At 53.4% G+C, this 19188-nt stretch carries 18 protein-coding genes and 2 tRNA genes; 2 read left to right on the top strand and 18 right to left on the bottom strand.

Translation table 11 applies throughout. The features are described 5' to 3' along the window. Positions 1 to 127, top strand: a 127-nt coding sequence (locus F3I44_RS12080) for an integrase core domain-containing protein (RefSeq protein ID WP_150019289.1), incomplete at its 5' end; no start/stop codon positions are given. A 47-nt stretch (positions 128 to 174) separates the two neighbouring features. Here F3I44_RS12080 and F3I44_RS12085 read toward each other — a convergent pair. The 17 genes from F3I44_RS12085 to rlmE all read right to left on the bottom strand — a co-directional run bounded on the left by F3I44_RS12085 (position 175) and on the right by rlmE (position 18157). After that, the gene (locus F3I44_RS12085; protein WP_150011789.1) at positions 175 to 2079 is read right to left on the bottom strand and encodes a DEAD/DEAH family ATP-dependent RNA helicase; all 1905 of its coding nucleotides are present in this window, start codon (positions 2077 to 2079) and stop codon (positions 175 to 177) included. A 16-nt stretch (positions 2080 to 2095) separates the two neighbouring features. Then, the gene (yrbN, locus tag F3I44_RS24265) at positions 2096 to 2152 is read right to left on the bottom strand and encodes a protein YrbN (RefSeq protein ID WP_098053093.1); all 57 of its coding nucleotides are present in this window, start codon (positions 2150 to 2152) and stop codon (positions 2096 to 2098) included. Positions 2153 to 2257: 105 nt separating this feature from the next. Beyond that, positions 2258 to 3142: a lipoprotein NlpI gene (gene nlpI, locus F3I44_RS12095; RefSeq protein ID WP_150011791.1), complete on the bottom strand. Its 885-nt coding sequence runs from the start codon at positions 3140 to 3142 to the stop codon at positions 2258 to 2260. Between the two features lie 129 nt (positions 3143 to 3271). After that, on the bottom strand, positions 3272 to 5407 hold the full coding sequence (gene pnp, locus F3I44_RS12100) for a polyribonucleotide nucleotidyltransferase (RefSeq protein ID WP_150011793.1): 2136 nt from the start codon (positions 5405 to 5407) through the stop codon (positions 3272 to 3274). Positions 5408 to 5717: 310 nt separating this feature from the next. Continuing rightward, positions 5718 to 5987, bottom strand: coding sequence for a 30S ribosomal protein S15 (rpsO, locus tag F3I44_RS12105; RefSeq protein WP_003851063.1), 270 nt, complete (start codon positions 5985 to 5987; stop codon positions 5718 to 5720). 131 nt (positions 5988 to 6118) lie between these two features. Continuing rightward, the gene (truB, locus tag F3I44_RS12110) at positions 6119 to 7063 is read right to left on the bottom strand and encodes a tRNA pseudouridine(55) synthase TruB (RefSeq protein WP_150011795.1); all 945 of its coding nucleotides are present in this window, start codon (positions 7061 to 7063) and stop codon (positions 6119 to 6121) included. Continuing rightward, a complete protein-coding gene (rbfA, locus tag F3I44_RS12115) occupies positions 7063 to 7470 on the bottom strand; it encodes a 30S ribosome-binding factor RbfA (RefSeq protein WP_033731320.1) in 408 nt (135 codons plus the stop codon). The genes truB and rbfA overlap by 1 nt, the downstream gene beginning before the upstream one ends. 65 nt (positions 7471 to 7535) lie before the next feature. After that, positions 7536 to 10229 (bottom strand): translation initiation factor IF-2, encoded by a 2694-nt coding sequence (gene infB / locus F3I44_RS12120; RefSeq protein ID WP_150011797.1) that lies wholly within the window; start codon positions 10227 to 10229, stop codon positions 7536 to 7538. Positions 10230 to 10246: 17 nt separating this feature from the next. After that, complete coding sequence (gene nusA / locus F3I44_RS12125) at positions 10247 to 11734, bottom strand: transcription termination factor NusA (protein WP_150011799.1); 1488 nt, start codon at positions 11732 to 11734, stop codon at positions 10247 to 10249. A 24-nt stretch (positions 11735 to 11758) separates the two neighbouring features. Further along, positions 11759 to 12211, bottom strand: coding sequence for a ribosome maturation factor RimP (gene rimP, locus F3I44_RS12130; RefSeq protein WP_010251795.1), 453 nt, complete (start codon positions 12209 to 12211; stop codon positions 11759 to 11761). 211 nt (positions 12212 to 12422) lie between these two features. After that, positions 12423 to 12499, bottom strand: a tRNA-Met gene (locus F3I44_RS12135). Positions 12500 to 12558: 59 nt separating this feature from the next. Then, positions 12559 to 12645, bottom strand: a tRNA-Leu gene (locus F3I44_RS12140). A gap of 37 nt (positions 12646 to 12682) precedes the next feature. After that, positions 12683 to 13021, bottom strand: a complete 339-nt coding sequence (gene secG, locus F3I44_RS12145) for a preprotein translocase subunit SecG (protein ID WP_003851074.1) — start codon at positions 13019 to 13021, stop codon at positions 12683 to 12685. A 217-nt stretch (positions 13022 to 13238) separates the two neighbouring features. After that, the gene (gene glmM, locus F3I44_RS12150; protein WP_150011801.1) at positions 13239 to 14573 is read right to left on the bottom strand and encodes a phosphoglucosamine mutase; all 1335 of its coding nucleotides are present in this window, start codon (positions 14571 to 14573) and stop codon (positions 13239 to 13241) included. Positions 14574 to 14575: 2 nt separating this feature from the next. Continuing rightward, positions 14576 to 15409, bottom strand: a complete 834-nt coding sequence (gene folP, locus F3I44_RS12155; protein WP_009092417.1) for a dihydropteroate synthase — start codon at positions 15407 to 15409, stop codon at positions 14576 to 14578. 79 nt (positions 15410 to 15488) lie between these two features. Then, positions 15489 to 17414, bottom strand: coding sequence for an ATP-dependent zinc metalloprotease FtsH (gene ftsH / locus F3I44_RS12160; protein ID WP_150011803.1), 1926 nt, complete (start codon positions 17412 to 17414; stop codon positions 15489 to 15491). Positions 17415 to 17527: 113 nt separating this feature from the next. Next, the gene (rlmE, locus tag F3I44_RS12165) at positions 17528 to 18157 is read right to left on the bottom strand and encodes a 23S rRNA (uridine(2552)-2'-O)-methyltransferase RlmE (protein ID WP_013359905.1); all 630 of its coding nucleotides are present in this window, start codon (positions 18155 to 18157) and stop codon (positions 17528 to 17530) included. A gap of 127 nt (positions 18158 to 18284) precedes the next feature. Here rlmE and yhbY point away from each other — a divergent pair, with 127 nt between their 5' ends. Beyond that, positions 18285 to 18578 carry a ribosome assembly RNA-binding protein YhbY gene (yhbY, locus tag F3I44_RS12170; RefSeq protein WP_010251809.1) on the top strand — a complete coding sequence of 98 codons (294 nt, stop codon included), beginning with the start codon at positions 18285 to 18287 and terminating at the stop codon, positions 18576 to 18578. A gap of 106 nt (positions 18579 to 18684) precedes the next feature. On the opposite strand, the gene greA is transcribed toward yhbY, so the two are convergent. Then, positions 18685 to 19161, bottom strand: coding sequence for a transcription elongation factor GreA (gene greA, locus F3I44_RS12175; RefSeq protein WP_150011805.1), 477 nt, complete (start codon positions 19159 to 19161; stop codon positions 18685 to 18687). Between the last annotated feature and the right edge of the window lie 27 nt (positions 19162 to 19188).

The following is a 19188-nucleotide window of genomic DNA, read 5'->3' on the forward strand; positions in this document are numbered from 1 at the left end:
AACCCGGCCGGAAGATGTTGCTCAGGCAGGGAGGATGGTGGCAGAGTCAGTAGAAATCTATAACAGTCAGCGGCCACATCTGTCGCTGAAATACAAAACGCCTGATGCAGTGCATCAGGCGTTTTAACGGCATAACGTGTCAACCTATGCCAGGACTAGTCAGACACTAAATCGTTATGCATCACGGCGACGTGGAGCGGCTGCGCCATCTTCACGACGTGGACCACGGCTGCCTTCACGGTTAAAGCTGCGTCCGCCGCCTTCACGACCACCTTCACGACGCTCTGAAGAGAAGCGACGACCACCTTCACGGTTGGCTGCGCCAGGACCGCTACGACGCTCACCGCCCGCTGGACGACGATCGCCACGGCCTTCGTTTGGCTGTGCATCACCCAGTAGCTGCATATTCATCGGTTTGTTCAGAATACGTGTACGGGTAAAGTGCTGCAGCACATCGCCTGGCATGCCTTTCGGCAGCTCGATAGTCGAGTGGTTACCGAACAGCTTGATATTACCGATGTAACGGCTGCTGATGTCGCCTTCGTTAGCGATAGCGCCAACGATGTGACGAACTTCAACACCATCATCACGGCCCACTTCGATGCGGTACAGCTGCATTTCGCCAACATCACGACGTTCACGACGTGGACGATCGCCATCACGGCTTTCACGTGGACCACGATCGCCACGCGCTTCACGGCTGTCACGACGGCCATCACGATCGTCACGATCGCGATATTCGCGACGTGCCGGACGCGGTGCTTCTGGTGGCAGAATCAGAGGACGTTCACCCTGTGCCATTTTCAGCAGTGCGGCTGCCAGTGTTTCCAGATCCAGTTCATCTTCCGGCTGCATTTTAGTCAGCAGAGCACGGTACTGATCCAGATCGCTGCTTTCCAGCTGCTGCTGAACTTTAGCAGCAAACTTAGCCAGACGACGCTCACCCAGCAGTTCTGCGTTAGGCAGTTCGACTTCAGGGATAGTCAGCTTCATCGTACGTTCGATATTGCGCAGCAGACGACGCTCGCGGTTCTCAACGAACAGCAGCGCACGGCCAGCACGACCTGCACGACCGGTACGACCAATACGGTGAACGTAAGATTCTGCATCCATCGGGATGTCATAGTTCACAACCAGGCTGATACGCTCAACGTCCAGACCACGGGCCGCCACGTCGGTGGCAATCAGGATGTCCAGACGACCATCTTTCAGGCGCTCCAGCGTCTGCTCACGCAGTGCCTGGTTCATATCACCGTTCAACGCGGCGCTGTTGTAGCCACTACGCTCCAGCGCTTCTGCCACTTCCAGCGTTGCGTTTTTGGTACGCACGAAGATGATGGCAGCATCAAAGTCTTCTGCTTCCAGGAAGCGAACCAATGCGTCTGTTTTACGACCGTAAGCGGTCCAGTAGCTCTGGCTGATGTCAGGACGCGTCGTCATGCTTGACTGAATACGCACTTCCTGTGGATCTTTCATGAAGCGTTTAGTAATACGACGAATCGCTTCCGGCATGGTTGCAGAGAACAGCGCAGTCTGATGACCAGCTGGGATCTGAGCCATGATGGTTTCAACGTCTTCGATGAAGCCCATACGCAGCATTTCATCTGCTTCGTCCAGCACCAGACCGCGCAGGTTAGAAAGGTCTAACGTGCCGCGTTTCAGGTGGTCAAGCAGACGACCAGGCGTACCCACAACAACCTGTGGTCCCTGACGCAGAGCACGCAGCTGCACGTCATAACGCTGGCCGCCGTAAAGGGCAACCACGTTCAGGCCGCGCATATGTTTAGAGAATTCAGTGACTGCTTCAGCAACCTGTACCGCCAGTTCGCGGGTCGGTGCCAGCACCAGGATCTGAGGTGCTTTAACAGTCGGGTCAATGTTGTTTAACAGCGGCAGTGAGAACGCCGCAGTTTTACCACTCCCGGTCTGCGCCATGCCTAACACGTCACGGCCCGCCAGCAGGTGAGGAATACACTCAGCCTGGATTGGGGATGGCTTTACGTAGCCCATGCCATTCAGTGATTCAAGGATGTCGGCGTTCAGGCCAAGGTCAGCAAAAGTGGTTTGAATATCAGTCATGTAGTACACGTGCCTCTTAGATTGCGGCGGCCAGTCTACATAACTCGTCGTGAAAACTTTCAGTCATTTTCATCAAAAAGTGTGAACCGGCTCAAATTAGAAGTTTTGACGAACAGAAAAGCCTTCATCCCTTAAGATGATGACTTAACAGGTTTTACAGGCAAATTAAGTTCGTCAGCTATTGCTGGTCAGATTCTGATAAATCGTCTTGTGCCTGGCCGAGTTGCGCCAGTTCCAACAATGCGTATCGGTGTTCAACAAAGTTGTTAACGTTGTTGGCCACCGCCAGTTTGAACAACGCTTTCGCGTCGTCCTTCTCCCCCAGACTTAGGTAGTACTTACCTAAATAGAAGTTGGTTTCACTGAGATGTTCAGCGAGCGAGGTGTTATCCGTTGCGTCCGCCCTGAGACTTTCCATCAACGTTTTCTCGTTGATATCTCCAAGGTAGAACTCGACAATATTCCATCCCCATTGGTCTCTGACCGCTTTGTCGTGACGCTGTTGAAGCGCAACTTTTGCCTTGTCGACATCCATCTCGCGTTCAACGAGATAGAGCCACAGACTGCGGAAAGGATCGTTAGGATCGTCTTGATAAAACGCCAGCAGATCATCTTGCGCTAACTTGTATCGACCGCCGTAATAGAGGGCGATACCACGGTTTAAATGCGCATAGTTGTAAGTTGGATCAAGCTCAAGTACAGAATCAAACGCTTCATAGGCGGCATCAAAGTTGCCCGCCTGCGTTAAATATATGCCTAAGTAGTTAAACACTTCGGGCATATCTGGTCTTATAGACAGCGCTTGCGAAAAATCGTTCCGCGCTAATGCCCGCAGACCTAAACTATCATACAACACTCCGCGCTCATATAACAGCTGTGCGCGTTCATCATCGGTGAGAGCGCGACTGGCAAGAATTTGTTCCATGCGCGCCAGTATCACTTCCTGCTGCAGTGTGGGCTGTAGAGGCACTGCAAGAACTTCGTTCTTACGCCAATTGGAGTTGCTGCATCCTGCCAGCGTCAAAGCTGTCGCAACAAAACACCAGCGCAGAAAAGGCTTCATTTCCCACTCCCGAATACAAACATTGGGATAACTATCCTGTCATCCGCCTGCTGTGCACAAGGATTCCCGCCCTCGCGATGATACAAACGCCCCTCTCTGCCAGGCAAAGAGGGGCAAATCAGCAATGACTTATTCAGCGTCAGGCGTGGTCACCGCTGCAGCTTCTTCAGTCTGCGGCTTAGATTCTGTCGCTTCTTTGATGCTCAGACGTACGCGGCCCTGGCGATCAACTTCCATCACCTTAACCGGCACTTCCTGACCCATCTGCAGGTAGTCAGTCACTTTCTCAACGCGCTTATCAGCGATTTGTGAAATGTGAACCAGACCTTCTTTACCGCCGCCGATAGCAACAAAGGCACCGAAGTCAACGATACGGGTCACTTTACCACTGTAAATGCGGCCCACTTCGATTTCTGCAGTGATCTCTTCGATACGACGAATGGCTTCTTTCGCTTTCAGACCATCCGTCGCAGCGATTTTCACGGTGCCGTCATCTTCGATTTCAATCGTCGTGCCGGTCTCTTCGGTCAGTGCACGAATCACTGAGCCGCCTTTACCGATCACATCTTTGATCTTGTCAGAGCTGATTTTGATGGTGTAGATGCGTGGAGCAAATTCAGAAATCTCGGTACGCGGGGTGCTGATAGCCTGTTCCATAACGCCCAGAATGTGCAGACGCGCACCCTTGGCCTGGTTCAGGGCTTCCTGCATGATTTCACGCGTGATGCCTTCGATTTTGATGTCCATCTGCAGCGCGGTGATACCTTCACGGCTACCGGCTACCTTGAAGTCCATGTCGCCCAGGTGATCTTCGTCGCCCAGGATGTCAGACAGAACCACAAACTTCTCATCTTCTTTCACCAGACCCATTGCGATACCGGCAACGGCGGCTTTGATTGGCACACCTGCATCCATCAGGGCCAGCGAGGCACCACAGACAGAGGCCATCGAAGAAGAGCCGTTAGATTCGGTGATTTCAGACACCACACGCACGGTGTAAGGGAAATCTTCCGCTTTAGGCATTACCGCTAACACACCACGCTTCGCCAGACGACCGTGACCAATCTCACGACGCTTCGGCGAACCGACCATGCCGGTTTCACCGACAGAGTATGGAGGGAAGTTGTAATGGAACAGGAAGCTGTCGGTACGTTCGCCCATCAGCTCATCCAGATTCTGTGCATCGCGGGTAGTACCCAGCGTTGCCGTAACCAGTGCCTGCGTCTCACCACGGGTGAACAGTGATGAACCGTGAGTACGTGGCAACACGCCGGTACGGACATCCAGACCGCGGATCATATCTTTTTCACGACCATCGATGCGTGGCTCGCCATTCAGGATGCGGGTACGAACGACGTTCTTCTCAAGACTATGTACGATATCGCCAATTTCGGCGCTATCCAGTGTTTCATCTTCAGCCAGCAGCGTAGCGATAGTTTCGTCTTTGATGACGCCAACCTGTGTGTAACGCTCCTGCTTGTCAGTGATGCGGTAAGCATCGCTGATGCGCGCTTCTGCCAGAGCAGCAACGCGAGAAATCAGCGGGGTATTAGCCGCTTCAGGCTGCCAGTCCCAGCGTGGTTTACCGGCTTCAGCAACCAGCGCATTGATATTTTCGATAACGATCTGCTGTTGATCGTGGCCAAAGACCACGGCTCCCAGCATCTGCTCTTCTGACAGGATCTCAGCTTCAGATTCAACCATCAGTACGGCATTCTGCGTACCGGCAACGACCAGATCCAGACGAGACTGTTTCAGCTCATCTGCAGTTGGGTTCAGAACATACTGATCGTTGATGTAACCTACGCGTGCAGAGCCAATCGGGCCATTGAACGGCAGACCTGAGAGTGACAGGGCCGCAGAGGCACCGATCATGGCAACAATGTCAGGGTGAACCTGTGGGTTTACAGACACCACGGTGGCAATAACCTGAACTTCGTTAACAAAACCTTCCGGGAACAGGGGGCGAATCGGGCGGTCAATCAGACGCGCAATCAGGGTTTCGCCTTCGCTTGGACGGCCTTCACGACGGAAGAAGCTGCCTGGGATACGACCAGCAGCGTAGGTACGCTCCTGATAGTTCACGGTCAGTGGGAAGAAGTCCTGACCTGGTTTAGATTTTTTCTGACCTACGACAGTGACGAACACTGCAGTATCGTCCATGCTCACCATCACAGCGGCTGTCGCCTGGCGAGCCATCATGCCGGTTTCCAGCGTGACGGTATGTTGACCATATTGGAATTTGCGTACGATCGGATTCAGCAAAATCAAAGTCCTTAACTTCGGGGCATGGCTATCTGTAGCCTGCCATTGATTACCAATCTTCAGCTGCATCCTCGCGACTAATGACAACCCTCGACCGCCCCTGCGGTAAAGCCTCTCATTAGCCGCGCGAAATTCTGCAAACTAAAGATCACACTAAGCAACAATACATCAGTTTGGACCGGATTGCTGCCGATTGCTCGAAAAAAGGGGCCATAAAGGCCCCCTCTTCACGAAACTCGCACAAATCTGATCGTAAGCTGCACACAGTGCAAAAGCCCGCATAATGCCCCGACGATCAGATTCTTCAGACTTAGCGACGCAGACCGAGACTTTCGATCAGGCTGCTGTAGCGTGCAACGTCTTTACGCTTCAGGTAGTCCAGCAGCTTACGACGCTGAGATACCATGCGCAGCAGACCGCGGCGGCTGTGATGGTCTTTTTTGTGCTCAGAGAAGTGACCCTGCAGATGGGTAATCTGCGCGGTCAACAGGGCAACCTGAACTTCAGTTGAACCGCTGTCGTTAGCACCACGGCCATATTTAGCAACGATCTCTGCTTTAGCTTCTACGCTTAGAGACATAATAAACTCCAGTAATAAATGAATGTATGGGTGCCGATCTCTAATTCAGCATCCCGCTTTAAAGCCGCGCTATTCTACTCTGCGCCTGATAGCAACGCAAATGCCCCATCAGCGAAAAGTAAATGCCTGGCTTAATCCTGATACTCAACCACTAAACGACGTGGCGCAAGACGGCCATCATCGGCAATTTCTGCCATACCGATAAACTTACGCGCTTCGCCTTCCGATACCCTGACCAGCCCATGCGCAGGCGCATTGCTGGCCTGCACCGGCTGTCCCTGGCGGAAAAAATCTGCCACGGCGGGCGGGATATTCACTTCAGGGAAATCAGAGGCGGGGCTGTCCATCGGTAACAACAGCGGATCGAGCTGCGTTTCCAGTGAAATACCCGCTTCTGTGGCTTCCGCCAGCAGCGTGTTGAGCTGTTCCAGCGTCACCATCCGTTCATACGGATAACGGGCAACCTGTACACGTCGCAGCATGATCACATGTGCACCGCATCCCAGCTTTTCACCCAGATCATCGATGATGGTACGGATATAGGTGCCTTTGGAGCAGTGGATTTCCAGCTCCAGCTCATTATCCTGCCAGCGAATAAACTGCAGCTCATAGACTGTGATCGGGCGCGGTTCACGCTCAATCACAATGCCCTGACGCGCATATTCATACAGCGGACGACCCTGATGCTTCAGCGCCGAAAACATTGATGGCACCTGCAGCGTGTCGCCGCGAAAGCTCTCAAGGACGCTATCCAGATCGGCCTGACTGAAGCTGACCGGACGCGTCTGCACGATGTTGCCATCGGCATCTGACGTGTCAGTGCGCTCGCCCAGTCGGGCAATCACACGATAGCGTTTATCGGAATCGAGCAGATACTGTGAAAACTTGGTCGCTTCACCCAGGCAGATCGGCAGCATGCCGGTTGCCAGCGGGTCAAGCGCGCCGGTATGGCCTGCGCGATTGGCGTTAAAGATACGCTTCACTTTCTGCAGGACATCATTCGACGAAACGCCTTGTGGCTTATCCAGCAACAACACGCCATGGACGTCGCGACCGCGACGACGCGGACGACTCATTACGCCTCCTCGTCATCGCCGGTGGCATCCGGACCACGGCGCTCTGCATCGTTCTTCACGACGCTGGTAACGAGGTTAGACATGCGCATCCCTTCAACTAACGAGTTATCGTAGAAGAACGTCAGCTCAGGCACGATACGCAGGCGCATCGCTTTGCCGAGCAGAATGCGAATGTAACCTGACGCTTCTTTCAGCGCTTTCAGGCCATGCTTAATCGCATCTTCATCTTTGTCGTTGAGGAACGTCACGAACACTTTTGCGTAAGCAAGATCGCGTGACACTTCAACGCCGGATACGGTGACCATCATGCCAAGGCGTGGATCTTTAATCTCACGCTGCAGGATCATCGCAATCTCTTTTTGCAGCTCTTGTGACACGCGCTGCGGGCGACCAAATTCTTTCGCCATCATTATTTCTCCCAAATAATTCGGGAGGCCAGAGGCCTCCCAAATTGCAACACATCAGCAGTCTATTACTCGATGGTGCGTTTAATTTCGATGATTTCAAACACTTCGATCATGTCGCCAACGCGAACGTCGTTGTAGTTCTTCACGCCGATACCGCACTCCATGCCGTTACGCACTTCGTTGACGTCATCTTTAAAGCGACGCAGAGATTCCAGCTCGCCTTCGTAAATCACCACGTTGTCACGCAGGACACGGATTGGATTGTGACGTTTGATGTTACCTTCGGTCACCATACAACCGGCAATCGCGCCAAACTTCGGTGATTTGAACACATCGCGCACTGCAGCCAGACCAATAATCTGCTGTTTGTACTCTGGTGCCAGCATGCCGCTCATCGCTGCTTTAACTTCGTCAATCAGGTTATAGATGACTGAGTAGTAGCGCAGATCCAGGCTTTCTGCGTCAATGACGCGACGCGCAGAGGCATCGGCACGCACGTTGAAGCCCAGGATAATGGCGTTAGAAGCCGCCGCCAGGGTTGCATCGGTCTCGGTAATCCCGCCTACGCCTGAACCCACAATCTTCACCTTCACTTCGTCGGTGGAGAGTTTCTGCAGGGAATCAGAGATGGCTTCCACAGAACCCTGAACGTCAGCTTTCAGAACGATGTTCAGTTCAGACACTTCGCCTTCAGTCATGTTAGCAAACATGTTCTCAAGCTTAGATTTCTGCTGGCGAGCCAGTTTAACTTCGCGGAATTTGCCCTGACGATAAAGCGCCACTTCACGTGCTTTCTTCTCGTCACGTACCACGGTCGCTTCATCACCCGCAGCCGGCACGCCGGACAGACCCAGAATCTCAACCGGAATAGACGGACCCGCTTCCATGACCTCACGACCCAGTTCATCGCGCATTGCACGAACACGGCCATATTCGAAGCCACACAGGACGATGTCGCCTTTGTTCAGCGTACCTTCACGCACCAGCACGGTTGCAACCGGACCACGACCTTTGTCGAGGAACGATTCGATAACCACACCGCTCGCCATACCGGCACGGATAGCTGTCAGCTCCAGGACTTCCGCCTGCAGCAGGATAGCGTTAAGCAGGTCATCAATGCCGGTACCCGCTTTCGCAGAGACATTAACGAACATGTTTTCGCCGCCCCACTCTTCCGGAATGATTCCGTACTGGGTGAGTTCGTTTTTAACGCGATCCGGATCCGCTTCTGGCTTATCGCACTTGTTCACCGCAACCACAACCGGCACTTTAGCGGCTTTGGCGTGCTGAATAGCTTCGATAGTCTGCGGCATCACGCCATCGTCTGCGGCAACGACCAGGATAACGATATCTGTCGCCTGTGCACCACGTGCACGCATTGCGGTAAACGCGGCGTGGCCCGGGGTATCCAGGAAGGTGACCATACCGTTGTCGGTTTCGACGTGGTAAGCACCGATGTGCTGTGTAATACCGCCCGCTTCGCCAGAGGCGATTTTAGTGGAGCGGATATAGTCCAGCAGAGAGGTTTTACCGTGGTCGACGTGGCCCATGATGGTCACAACCGGCGCACGAGACTCCTGTGCCGCATCGGTATCGCGATCGTCCATTACCGCTTCTTCCAGCTCGTTCTCACGACGCAGGGTCACTTTGTGGCCCATCTCTTCGGCTACGAGCTGTGCAGTTTCCTGATCGATGACCTGGTTGATAGTCGCCATAGCGCCCATCTTCATCATCGCTTTGATGACCAGTGAACCTTTCACCGCCATTTTGTTCGCCAGTTCGGCTACGGTAATGGTTTCGCCAATCACAACATCGCGGTTAACAGCCTGCGCTGGCTTGTTGAAACCCTGCTGCAGTGCGCTAGGTTTGCGATGCTTACCGCCTTTACCGCCACGAACCTGCGCACGCGCTTCTTCACGGTCAGTTTTAGCTTCGGAATGTTTGTTGCCTTTTTTCGCAGGACGCGCAGCTTTAGCAGTCGTACGCGCACGCGCACGGCCTGCTTCAACCTGGCGGTCGTTTTCGTCTTCTGCCTGACGGGCGTGTGTCGAAGTGGTGACGTGATAGTCGCCTTTATCCTCTTCTTCCGGTTTTTCCCACTCAGCTGATTTCTCTTCAGCCAGACGGCGGGCTTCTTCGGCTACGAGGCGGGCCGCCTCTTCGAGCTTACGGCGAGCTTCTTCTTCCGCTTTACGCTTCAGTTCAGCTGCTTCAGCTTCGCGACGGGCTTTGTCAGACTGCGCAGCCCTGGTCACTTCGTCGGTAGGTTGATTTGTCACTTTGTCATTTTCCGCTGCTGCACGTTTGGCCTTCTCAGCGGCTTCGCGCCTGGCTTTATCTTCGGCTTCACGTTGCGCTTTCTGTTCAGCTTCGCGACGGGCTTTCTCTTCAGCCTCGCGTTGCGCCTGCTCTTCCGCTTCACGCTGCGCCTCGGCTTCAGCTTCTGCCTGAGCTTGCTCAGCCTCTGCATCACCCTTCACATAGGTACGCTTTTTGCGGACTTCAATTTGCACCGACTTACTTTTACCCCCGGTGCCTGGAATATTCAAGGTGCTGCGCGTTTTACGCTGCAGCGTCAGCTTAGCTGAACCGACCTGACCGTGTTCACGGTTCAGATGAGATAGTAAGGTTTCTTTCTCTTGCTGGGTCACCGCGTCGTTTTCAGACTTGGGGATCCCCGCATCAGCAAATTGCTGTACCAGGCGATCGACCGGAGTCTGAATTTCTGCGGCCAGCGATTTTACGGTTACATCTGTCATGCTGTTCCTTCCTGTTATTACGCGTCATCGCCGAACCAGCAGATATTACGTGCGGCCATAATCAGCGCGCCGGCTTGCTCATCAGACAGGCCTTCAATATCCGTCAGATCGTCAACACCTTGCTCAGCGAGATCTTCCAGCGTGCAAACGCCTTTTGACGCCAGGCGGAACGCCAGCGCACGATCGAGGCCTTCAAGATTCAGAAGATCCGGAGCGGGCTCCTGATTTCCAAGACTCTCTTCTTTCGCCAGTGCCAGGGTGGTTAACGCATTTTTTGCTCGTTCACGCAGGGCTTCAATGGTCTCTTCGTCAAGGCCGTCGACTTCCAGCAGCTCGTTGATTGGCACGTATGCCAGCTCTTCCAGCGAGGAGAAGCCCTCTTCCACCAGTACGGTGGCGAACTCTTCGTCGATGTCGAGATGTTTAGTGAACATATCGATCGCTGCATGCGCTTCAGCCTGATGCTTAGCCTGCAGATCATCGACGGTCATCACGTTCAGCTCCCAGCCACTCAGCTGCGAAGCGAGACGCACGTTTTGGCCGTTACGGCCGATCGCCTGAGCCAGATTGCCAGCTTCTACGGCGATATCCATGGTGTGATTATCTTCATCAACCACGATTGACGCCACATCAGCCGGAGCCATGGCGTTAATAACAAACTGTGCCGGGTTGTCGTCCCACAGCACGATATCGATACGCTCGCCGCCCAGTTCACTGGAAACTGCCTGAACACGCGCGCCGCGCATGCCCACACAGGCACCCACCGGATCGATACGTTTGTCGTTGGTTTTGACTGCAATTTTAGCGCGGGAACCCGGATCACGGGCAGCGGCTTTAATTTCAATCAGTTCTTCGCCAATTTCTGGCACCTCAATGCGGAACAGTTCAATCAGCATTTCCGGTTTGGAACGCGTCACAAACAGCTGCGCGCCACGCGCTTCCGGACGTACAGAATAGAGTACGCCACGAATACGGTCGCCTGGACGGAAGTTTTCACGCGGCAGCATGTCTTCGCGCAGAATGACCGCTTCAGCATTGTTGCCTAAGTCGAGGGAGATGTTGTCGCGGTTAACTTTCTTCACCACGCCCGTGATGATTTCGCCTTCCTGCTCACGGAACTGATCAACCACCATTGCGCGCTCAGCTTCGCGCACTTTCTGCACGATGACCTGCTTCGCAGTCTGGGTGGTGATACGGTCAAAGGTGACCGATTCAATCTGATCTTCGACATAATCGCCCAGATTGAATGCTTCATCTTCGAAGCGGGCCGCATCCAGCGTGATCTCGCGCGTCGGCTGAGTCACCTCTTCTACGATTTCCCAGCGGCGGAAAGTATCGAAATCGCCACTGCGGCGATCAATGCTGACGCGTACTTCAATTTCCTGTTCGTACTTTTTCTTGGTCGCAGTCGCCAGCGCGCTCTCCAGCGCTTCGAAGATTTTCTCACGCGGCAGGGCTTTTTCGTTAGAAACGGCTTCTACAACAGCTAAGATCTCTTTGTTCATCCTGGTTAGCCTCAATCCGGACTTTTAAAAGTGGGGGACCAGGTTCGCTTTCTGAATATTACTCAGTGCGAACACTTCATCGCTACCCTCAACGTGCACCGTGATCATCTCGCCATCAACTGACTTAATGGTTCCCTGCCATTTACGGCGGTTCTGAACGGCCATACGCAACACCAGACTCACTTCTTCCCCCATAAAACGGGTGTAGTGTTCTGCGGTGAACAGAGGACGATCGAGTCCCGGTGAAGAGACTTCAAGGTTGTAAGGTACCGTAATCGGATCTTCAACATCCATTACCGCACTTACCTGGTGGCTGACATCGGCGCAATCATCGACATTGATGCCATCTTCACTATCAATATAGATGCGCAGGATAGATGTGCGACTACGAACGAATTCAATGCCAACCAGTTCGTAACCCAGCGCTTCTACGGGAGCCGATACCAACTCTGTCAATTTTTGCTCTAATGTGGACAAGCCCACCCCCAAGACATAAAAAAAGGGCCTATAGCCCAGTATTACGATTCGCTAATAACAAAAAACCCCGAATATTCGGGGCTTTTAATCACTGGACCCTGTATGCCGCAACGCGGCCCGGACTCCATCCTAAGAATTTTCTTTCAAAAAATAGCCGTGAATGCGTCCGTCGATGCATACAGTATATTTGAAAAAGAACTCAAAGGGAAAGTGGTTGCGGGGGCCGGATTTGAACCGACGACCTTCGGGTTATGAGCCCGACGAGCTACCAGGCTGCTCCACCCCGCGTCCGAAAACGTGGCGAATAATACGCCAGACCTGCATAAAATGCAAGCGATACTACGATTTGGTACCGAGGACGGGACTTGAACCCGTAAGCCCAATCGGGCACTACCACCTCAAGGTAGCGTGTCTACCAATTCCACCACCACGGCACTGCACTGACCACAACGATTCGTTGTGCTGACGACCTTACTTAGGAATATCGCTGCCCGGTGTAACCGGTTGAGCTGGCTTTTCAGTCTGTTGAGAAGACTGCGCCGGCGCAGAGAGATTTTCCCACTCACTTCCTTTCGAGGCTTTATTGCTGTTCAGATTACCCAGAACCAGGCTGATGATGAAGAACAGTGCCGCTAAGATGCCAGTCGTACGGGTCATGAAATTACCTGAACCCGAAGAACCAAACACCGTACCGGATGCGCCTGCACCGAATGAGGCTCCCATATCAGCGCCTTTGCCTTGCTGCAGCATGATCATACCCACGAGGGCGATAGCTACAATAAGGAAAACAACTAAAAGAGCTTCGTACATATTCAACCTGTTCCTTGCACGATAATCGTACAGTTAAAGCTTCAACCAGTATTGATGGGGCGTCTCGTCATCACCCATCAGAAGCGGGTGTGAATACTAACCAAAGGCGCATATCTCTGCAAGTGCAATTTCTCTTACGCAAACTGATTGCAGAAAAAAGCGCCATCCCGGTGATTTTACAGGCGGTTCAGTATTCTGAGAACCGCCTTTAAGACGGTTAAACCGCCTTGACCTGATCGGCAATACGATTAGCCAGTTCGGTGACCTGCGCCTCATTTTCGCCTTCGACCATCACACGAATCAGTGGCTCAGTGCCTGACTTACGCAACAGAACGCGTCCGCGACCCGCCAGGGCTTTTTCCGCCTCTGCCGTTGCGGCTTTAACCGCCTCGCTTTGCAGCGGATCGTGCTCACCGGCAAAGCGTACGTTGACCAGCACCTGTGGCAGCATCTTCATGCCACTGCAGAGATCGTGCAGGCTCATATGGTTACGCACCATAGCAGTGAGCACTTGCAAACTTGCCACGATACCGTCACCAGTGGTGGTTTTATCCAGCAGGATCACATGACCGGAGTTCTCAGCGCCAAGACGCCAGCCCTTCTCCTGCATCTTCTCCAGCACATAGCGGTCACCGACTTTGGCACGGGTGAACGGGATGCCGAGCTGTTTCAGCGCTAATTCCAGGCCCATGTTGCTCATCAGCGTACCCACTACACCGCCGCGCAACTGCCCCTGACGCAGCGCTTCACGTGCAATGATATAGAGGATCTGGTCGCCATCTACTTTGTCGCCCAGATGGTCAATCATCATGATGCGGTCGCCGTCGCCATCGTAGGCCAGACCAATATCCGCCTTCTCCGCCAGTACACGCTGCTGCAGCAGTTTGAGATCGGTGGCACCGCACTCTTTGTTGATGTTCATGCCGTCTGGCTGGACACCGATTGCGATGACGGTCGCGCCCAGCTCGCGCAGGACATTCGGCGCAATGTGGTAAGTCGCACCATTGGCACAGTCGACCACAATTTTCAGGCCATTCAGATTGAGTTCGCTGGGGAAAGTCCCCTTACAGAACTCGATGTAACGTCCCGCGGCATCGACAATGCGGCTGGCGCGGCCTAACTGGGCTGATTCCACGCAGGTGATCGGCTTTTCCATCTCCAGCTCAATCGCTTCCTCGACATCATCCGGCAGCTTTGTCCCTTCGGACGAGAAGAACTTAATGCCGTTGTCATCAAACGGGTTGTGCGAGGCAGAGATTACAATGCCCGCCTCGGCGCGGAAGGTGCGGGTCAGGTAGGCAATGGCAGGGGTTGGCATCGGGCCGGTAAAGGCCGCCGTCAGCCCCGCCGCCGCGAGACCCGCTTCCAGCGCTGATTCCAGCATGTAGCCTGAGATACGCGTATCTTTTCCGATGATGATCTTCTTTGAACCGTGGCGCGCCAGCACTTTCCCGGCGGCCCAGCCTAGCTTCAGGACGAAATCGGGGGTAATAGGGGCTTCACCGACTTTGCCGCGAATGCCATCTGTACCGAAATATTTGCGATTACTCATGTTTATCCTTTTGCTCTTCGGGTCGCTTCGACCACGCGCATTGCTTCAGCCGTCTCTTTCACATCATGCACGCGAATTATCTGCGCGCCCTGCATGGCTGCAATCACCGCGCAACTCAGGCTGCCGGTTAAACGCTGTGACGGGCCGACATTTAACAGCTGACCAATCATTGATTTACGGGACATTCCCACCAGCAGCGGCAGACCGAAGTGGTGAAAATCGCCCAGATGGGCCAGCAGTTCATAATTGTGGCTGAGATTCTTACCGAAACCGAAGCCCGGGTCGAGTATCAGACGTTCTTTTTTGATACCCGCCGCTTCACAGCGCGCAATCTGCTGAGCGAAGTAAGTGTCCACTTCGCTTAAGATATTGTCGTAAGCGGGAGCCTGCTGCATGGTGCGGGGTTCACCCTGCATATGCATCAGACAGACGGGCAGATCGGTCGCCGCGGCCGCCTCCAGCGCGCCGGGTTCAGAGAGCGAACGCACGTCATTAATAATGTGAGCACCCACTCGCGCGGCTTCGCGGATGACCTCTGCTTTAGAGGTGTCCACGGAAATCCAGACTTCGAAACGCTGGGCAATGGCATCGATCACCGGAATGACCCGCTCCAGCTCCTCCTCCACACTGACCTCATCAGCGCCAGGACGGGTTGATTCGCCGCCTACATCGATAATGGTTGCGCCGGCATTCACCATCTCATTGGTATGCGTCAGCGCATCGACCAGCGCATTATGTTTACCACCATCTGAAAAGGAGTCCGGCGTGACATTCAGAATGCCCATCACATGAGGAAAAGATAAATCGAGATGGGAATCACGGGCAAACAACTTCATGGTGAAAACTCCTTGCTGATCAATATCTGGATGTAAAAAACCCCGGACCAGCCGGGGTTTTGTCTGACGGTGATGCGTCTTATTTGTTGTACTGCTCTGACATAGTATTGCCTGGATTCGGCGTACGCGGTTCATCAACCGGACGTGGCGCTTTTGGCGTACCATTGCTGTCTGAGTTGCTGCCTGGATCTTCCCAGCCCGCTGGCGGACGCACTTCACGGCGTGCCATCAGGTCGTCGATCTGGGGGGCATCAATGGTTTCATACTTCATCAGCGCGTCTTTCATCGCGTGAAGAATGTCCATGTTCTCACCCAGGATGCGGCGGGCACGCTGGTAATTGCTGTCGATCAGGTGTTTAACTTCCTGGTCAATGATGCGGGCTGTTTCATCAGACATATGTTTCGCTTTCGCGACAGAACGTCCAAGGAATACTTCACCCTCTTCTTCTGCATACAGCAACGGACCCAGTTTTTCAGAGAAGCCCCACTGCGTCACCATGTTACGTGCCAGATTCGTCGCGACTTTAATATCGTTCGACGCACCGGTAGAAACATGTTCTGCACCGTAGATGATCTCTTCTGCCAGACGACCACCGTACAGGGTCGAAATCTGGCTTTCCAGTTTCTGACGGCTGGCGCTGATTGCGTCGCCTTCAGGCAGGAAGAAGGTTACACCCAGCGCACGGCCGCGCGGAATAATCGTGACTTTATGCACCGGATCATGCTCTGGTACCAGGCGGCCAATAATGGCGTGGCCCGCTTCGTGGTAGGCAGTTGACTCTTTCTGCGATTCCGTCATTACCATGGAGCGACGTTCCGCACCCATCATAATTTTGTCTTTCGCTTTCTCGAACTCAACCATCGACACCACGCGCTTGTTTGAACGAGCGGCGAACAACGCGGCTTCGTTTACCAGGTTGGCCAGATCGGCACCTGAGAAGCCTGGCGTACCACGTGCAATGATGGCGGCATCAATGTCGGTTGCCAGTGGCACACGACGCATATGCACTTTCAGGATCTGCTCACGACCACGTACGTCTGGCAGACCGACCACAACCTGACGGTCAAAGCGGCCTGGACGCAGCAGCGCAGGGTCCAGTACGTCAGGACGGTTAGTTGCGGCGATAACGATAATACCTTCGTTACCTTCGAAACCATCCATCTCAACCAGCATCTGGTTCAGCGTCTGCTCACGTTCATCATGACCACCGCCTAAACCCGCCCCACGCTGACGACCCACGGCATCAATCTCATCGATAAAGATGATGCACGGTGCGGCTTTCTTGGCCTGTTCGAACATGTCGCGCACACGGGATGCACCGACACCGACAAACATTTCCACAAAGTCAGAACCGGAGATAGTGAAGAAAGGTACTTTGGCTTCACCGGCAATCGCTTTTGCCAGCAGGGTTTTACCGGTACCCGGTGGCCCCACCATCAGAACACCTTTTGGAATTTTACCGCCCAGCTTCTGGAAACGGCTCGGCTCGCGCAGATATTCCACCAGCTCAGCCACTTCATCTTTCGCTTCGTCACAACCCGCTACATCGGCGAAAGTGGTTTTAATCTGGTCTTCCGTCAGCATGCGGGCTTTGCTTTTGCCGAAGGACATCGCGCCCTTACCGCCGCCGCCCTGCATCTGACGCATAAAGAAGATCCACACACCGATCAGCAGCAGCATCGGGAACCACGAAATGAAGATGGAAGCCAACAGGCTTGGCTCTTCCGGCGGTTCGCCAACCACTTTGACGTTTTTGGTCAAGAGGTTATCAAGCAACTTGGGATCGTTGACAGGAATGTAGGTCGTGTATTTATTGCTGTCTTTTTTAATGACGTTAATTTCACGCCCGTTAATACGTGCCTCGCGGACCTGATCCTGGTTCACTTCCGACAGGAAGGTTGAATAATCAACCCGACGGCCATTTGACTCGCTGGGCCCAAAGCTCTGGAATACTGACATCAGCACGACCGCGATGACTAACCAGAGAATCAGGTTTTTCGCCATGTCACTCAAGGGATTAACCTCATATTACATCGGTGTTAACAGATAGCGTAGGGTACTATAGATCCTGCATACATGGAATCGCAGCAAAGCTGCGGACGTCTCCAGCAATTTGGTTATAGTTTGCGCCCAGTCGCCACAATGTACACTTCACGTGAACGTGAACGCGAAGCGTCCGGCTTACGAATTTTTACTTTCGTAAACAGGGAGCGAATTTCCCGCAGGTATTCATCGAAGCCATCTCCCTGAAACACTTTCACTACAAAACTGCCGCCAGGTGCCAGGATATCCCGACACATCTCCAGCGCCAGTTCCACTAAATACATCGACCGGGGAATATCTACGGCAGGTGTACCACTCATATTCGGTGCCATATCGGACATGACAACCTGAACTTTCTGATCGCCAACGCGCTCAAGCAGCGCATTGATCACCGATTCTTCACGAAAATCGCCCTGAAGGAAATCGACACCGACTATCGGATCCATTGGCAGGATATCACAGGCAATGATGCGCCCTTTGTTCCCGATTTGCTGTACAACATACTGCGACCAGCCACCGGGTGCAGCACCCAGATCTACCACGGTCATACCGGGTTTGAAAAGCTTGTCACCCTGTTGTATTTCATCAAGTTTAAACCAGGCGCGCGAACGCAACCCTTTTTTCTGCGCCTGAAGTACATATTTATCGCTAAAGTGTTCCTGAAGCCAGCGGCTCGAGCTGGCCGAACGCTTTTTACCCGTCATAATATTTCCAGTTGAATCGTCATCGTAGCGATAAACCTGCACGCAGTGGGTTGCGCCGATTTGGTGATATACCCGAGATGGCGGTAGAATGAACCGTTTTCAATCCCTGAGTAAGTAAAAAACTACGATGAATCTAAGTACCAAACAAAAACAGCACCTCAAGGGCCTCGCCCATCCGCTCAAGCCAGTGGTTATGCTGGGTGGCAATGGCCTGACTGAAGGCGTGCTGGCCGAAATCGAGCAGGCTCTGTCGCATCACGAACTGATCAAGGTGAAAATCGCCTCTGAAGATCGTGAAACGAAACAGCTGATCGTCGAGGCTATCGTGCGTGAGACCGGTGCCAGCAACGTACAGGTGATCGGCAAAACGCTGGTGCTGTATCGCCCCTCTAAAGAGAGCAAAATTTCTCTGCCACGCTAAGTGGGCAAAGAAAGTGACATGCTCTTACCTCAGATAAAAGGCCGCAATGCGGCCTTTTTCCTTTCTTTACATTGTGCTTTAACGCTTTTCAAAGCGTAGCAACACTTTAAAGGTATTCCACCTTCAGGATCTCATACTCAACGTCGCCGCCAGGGGTTTTAATGATGGCAACATCATCCGCCTCTTTGCCCACCAGACCCCGCGCCATTGGCGAATTGACCGAAATCAGATTTTGCTTAAAGTCCGCCTCGTCATCGCCGACGATGCGATAAGTCGCCTCTTCGTCGGTATCGATATTCAGCACGGTTACCGTGGCACCGAAGATCACGCGGCCGGTTTTAGGCATCTGCGTAACATCGATAACCTGTGCATTGGAGAGTTTGGCTTCAATCTCCTGAATGCGGCCTTCGCAGAAACCCTGCTCTTCACGCGCAGCGTGATATTCCGCGTTCTCTTTTAAATCGCCATGTTCGCGTGCTTCAGCGATAGAGGCGATAATGCGCGGGCGCTTCACGGTTTTCAGCTCGTTCAGCTCTTCGCGCAATCTTTCAGCGCCTCTTAACGTCATCGGAATCTGATTCATTTAAGCTCCTCGCCCTCTTTCCTGTTT

Origin of the sequence: Pantoea sp. F_5 (genome assembly GCF_008631595.1) — a bacterium.
Lineage (GTDB): Bacteria > Pseudomonadota > Gammaproteobacteria > Enterobacterales > Enterobacteriaceae > Pantoea > Pantoea gossypiicola.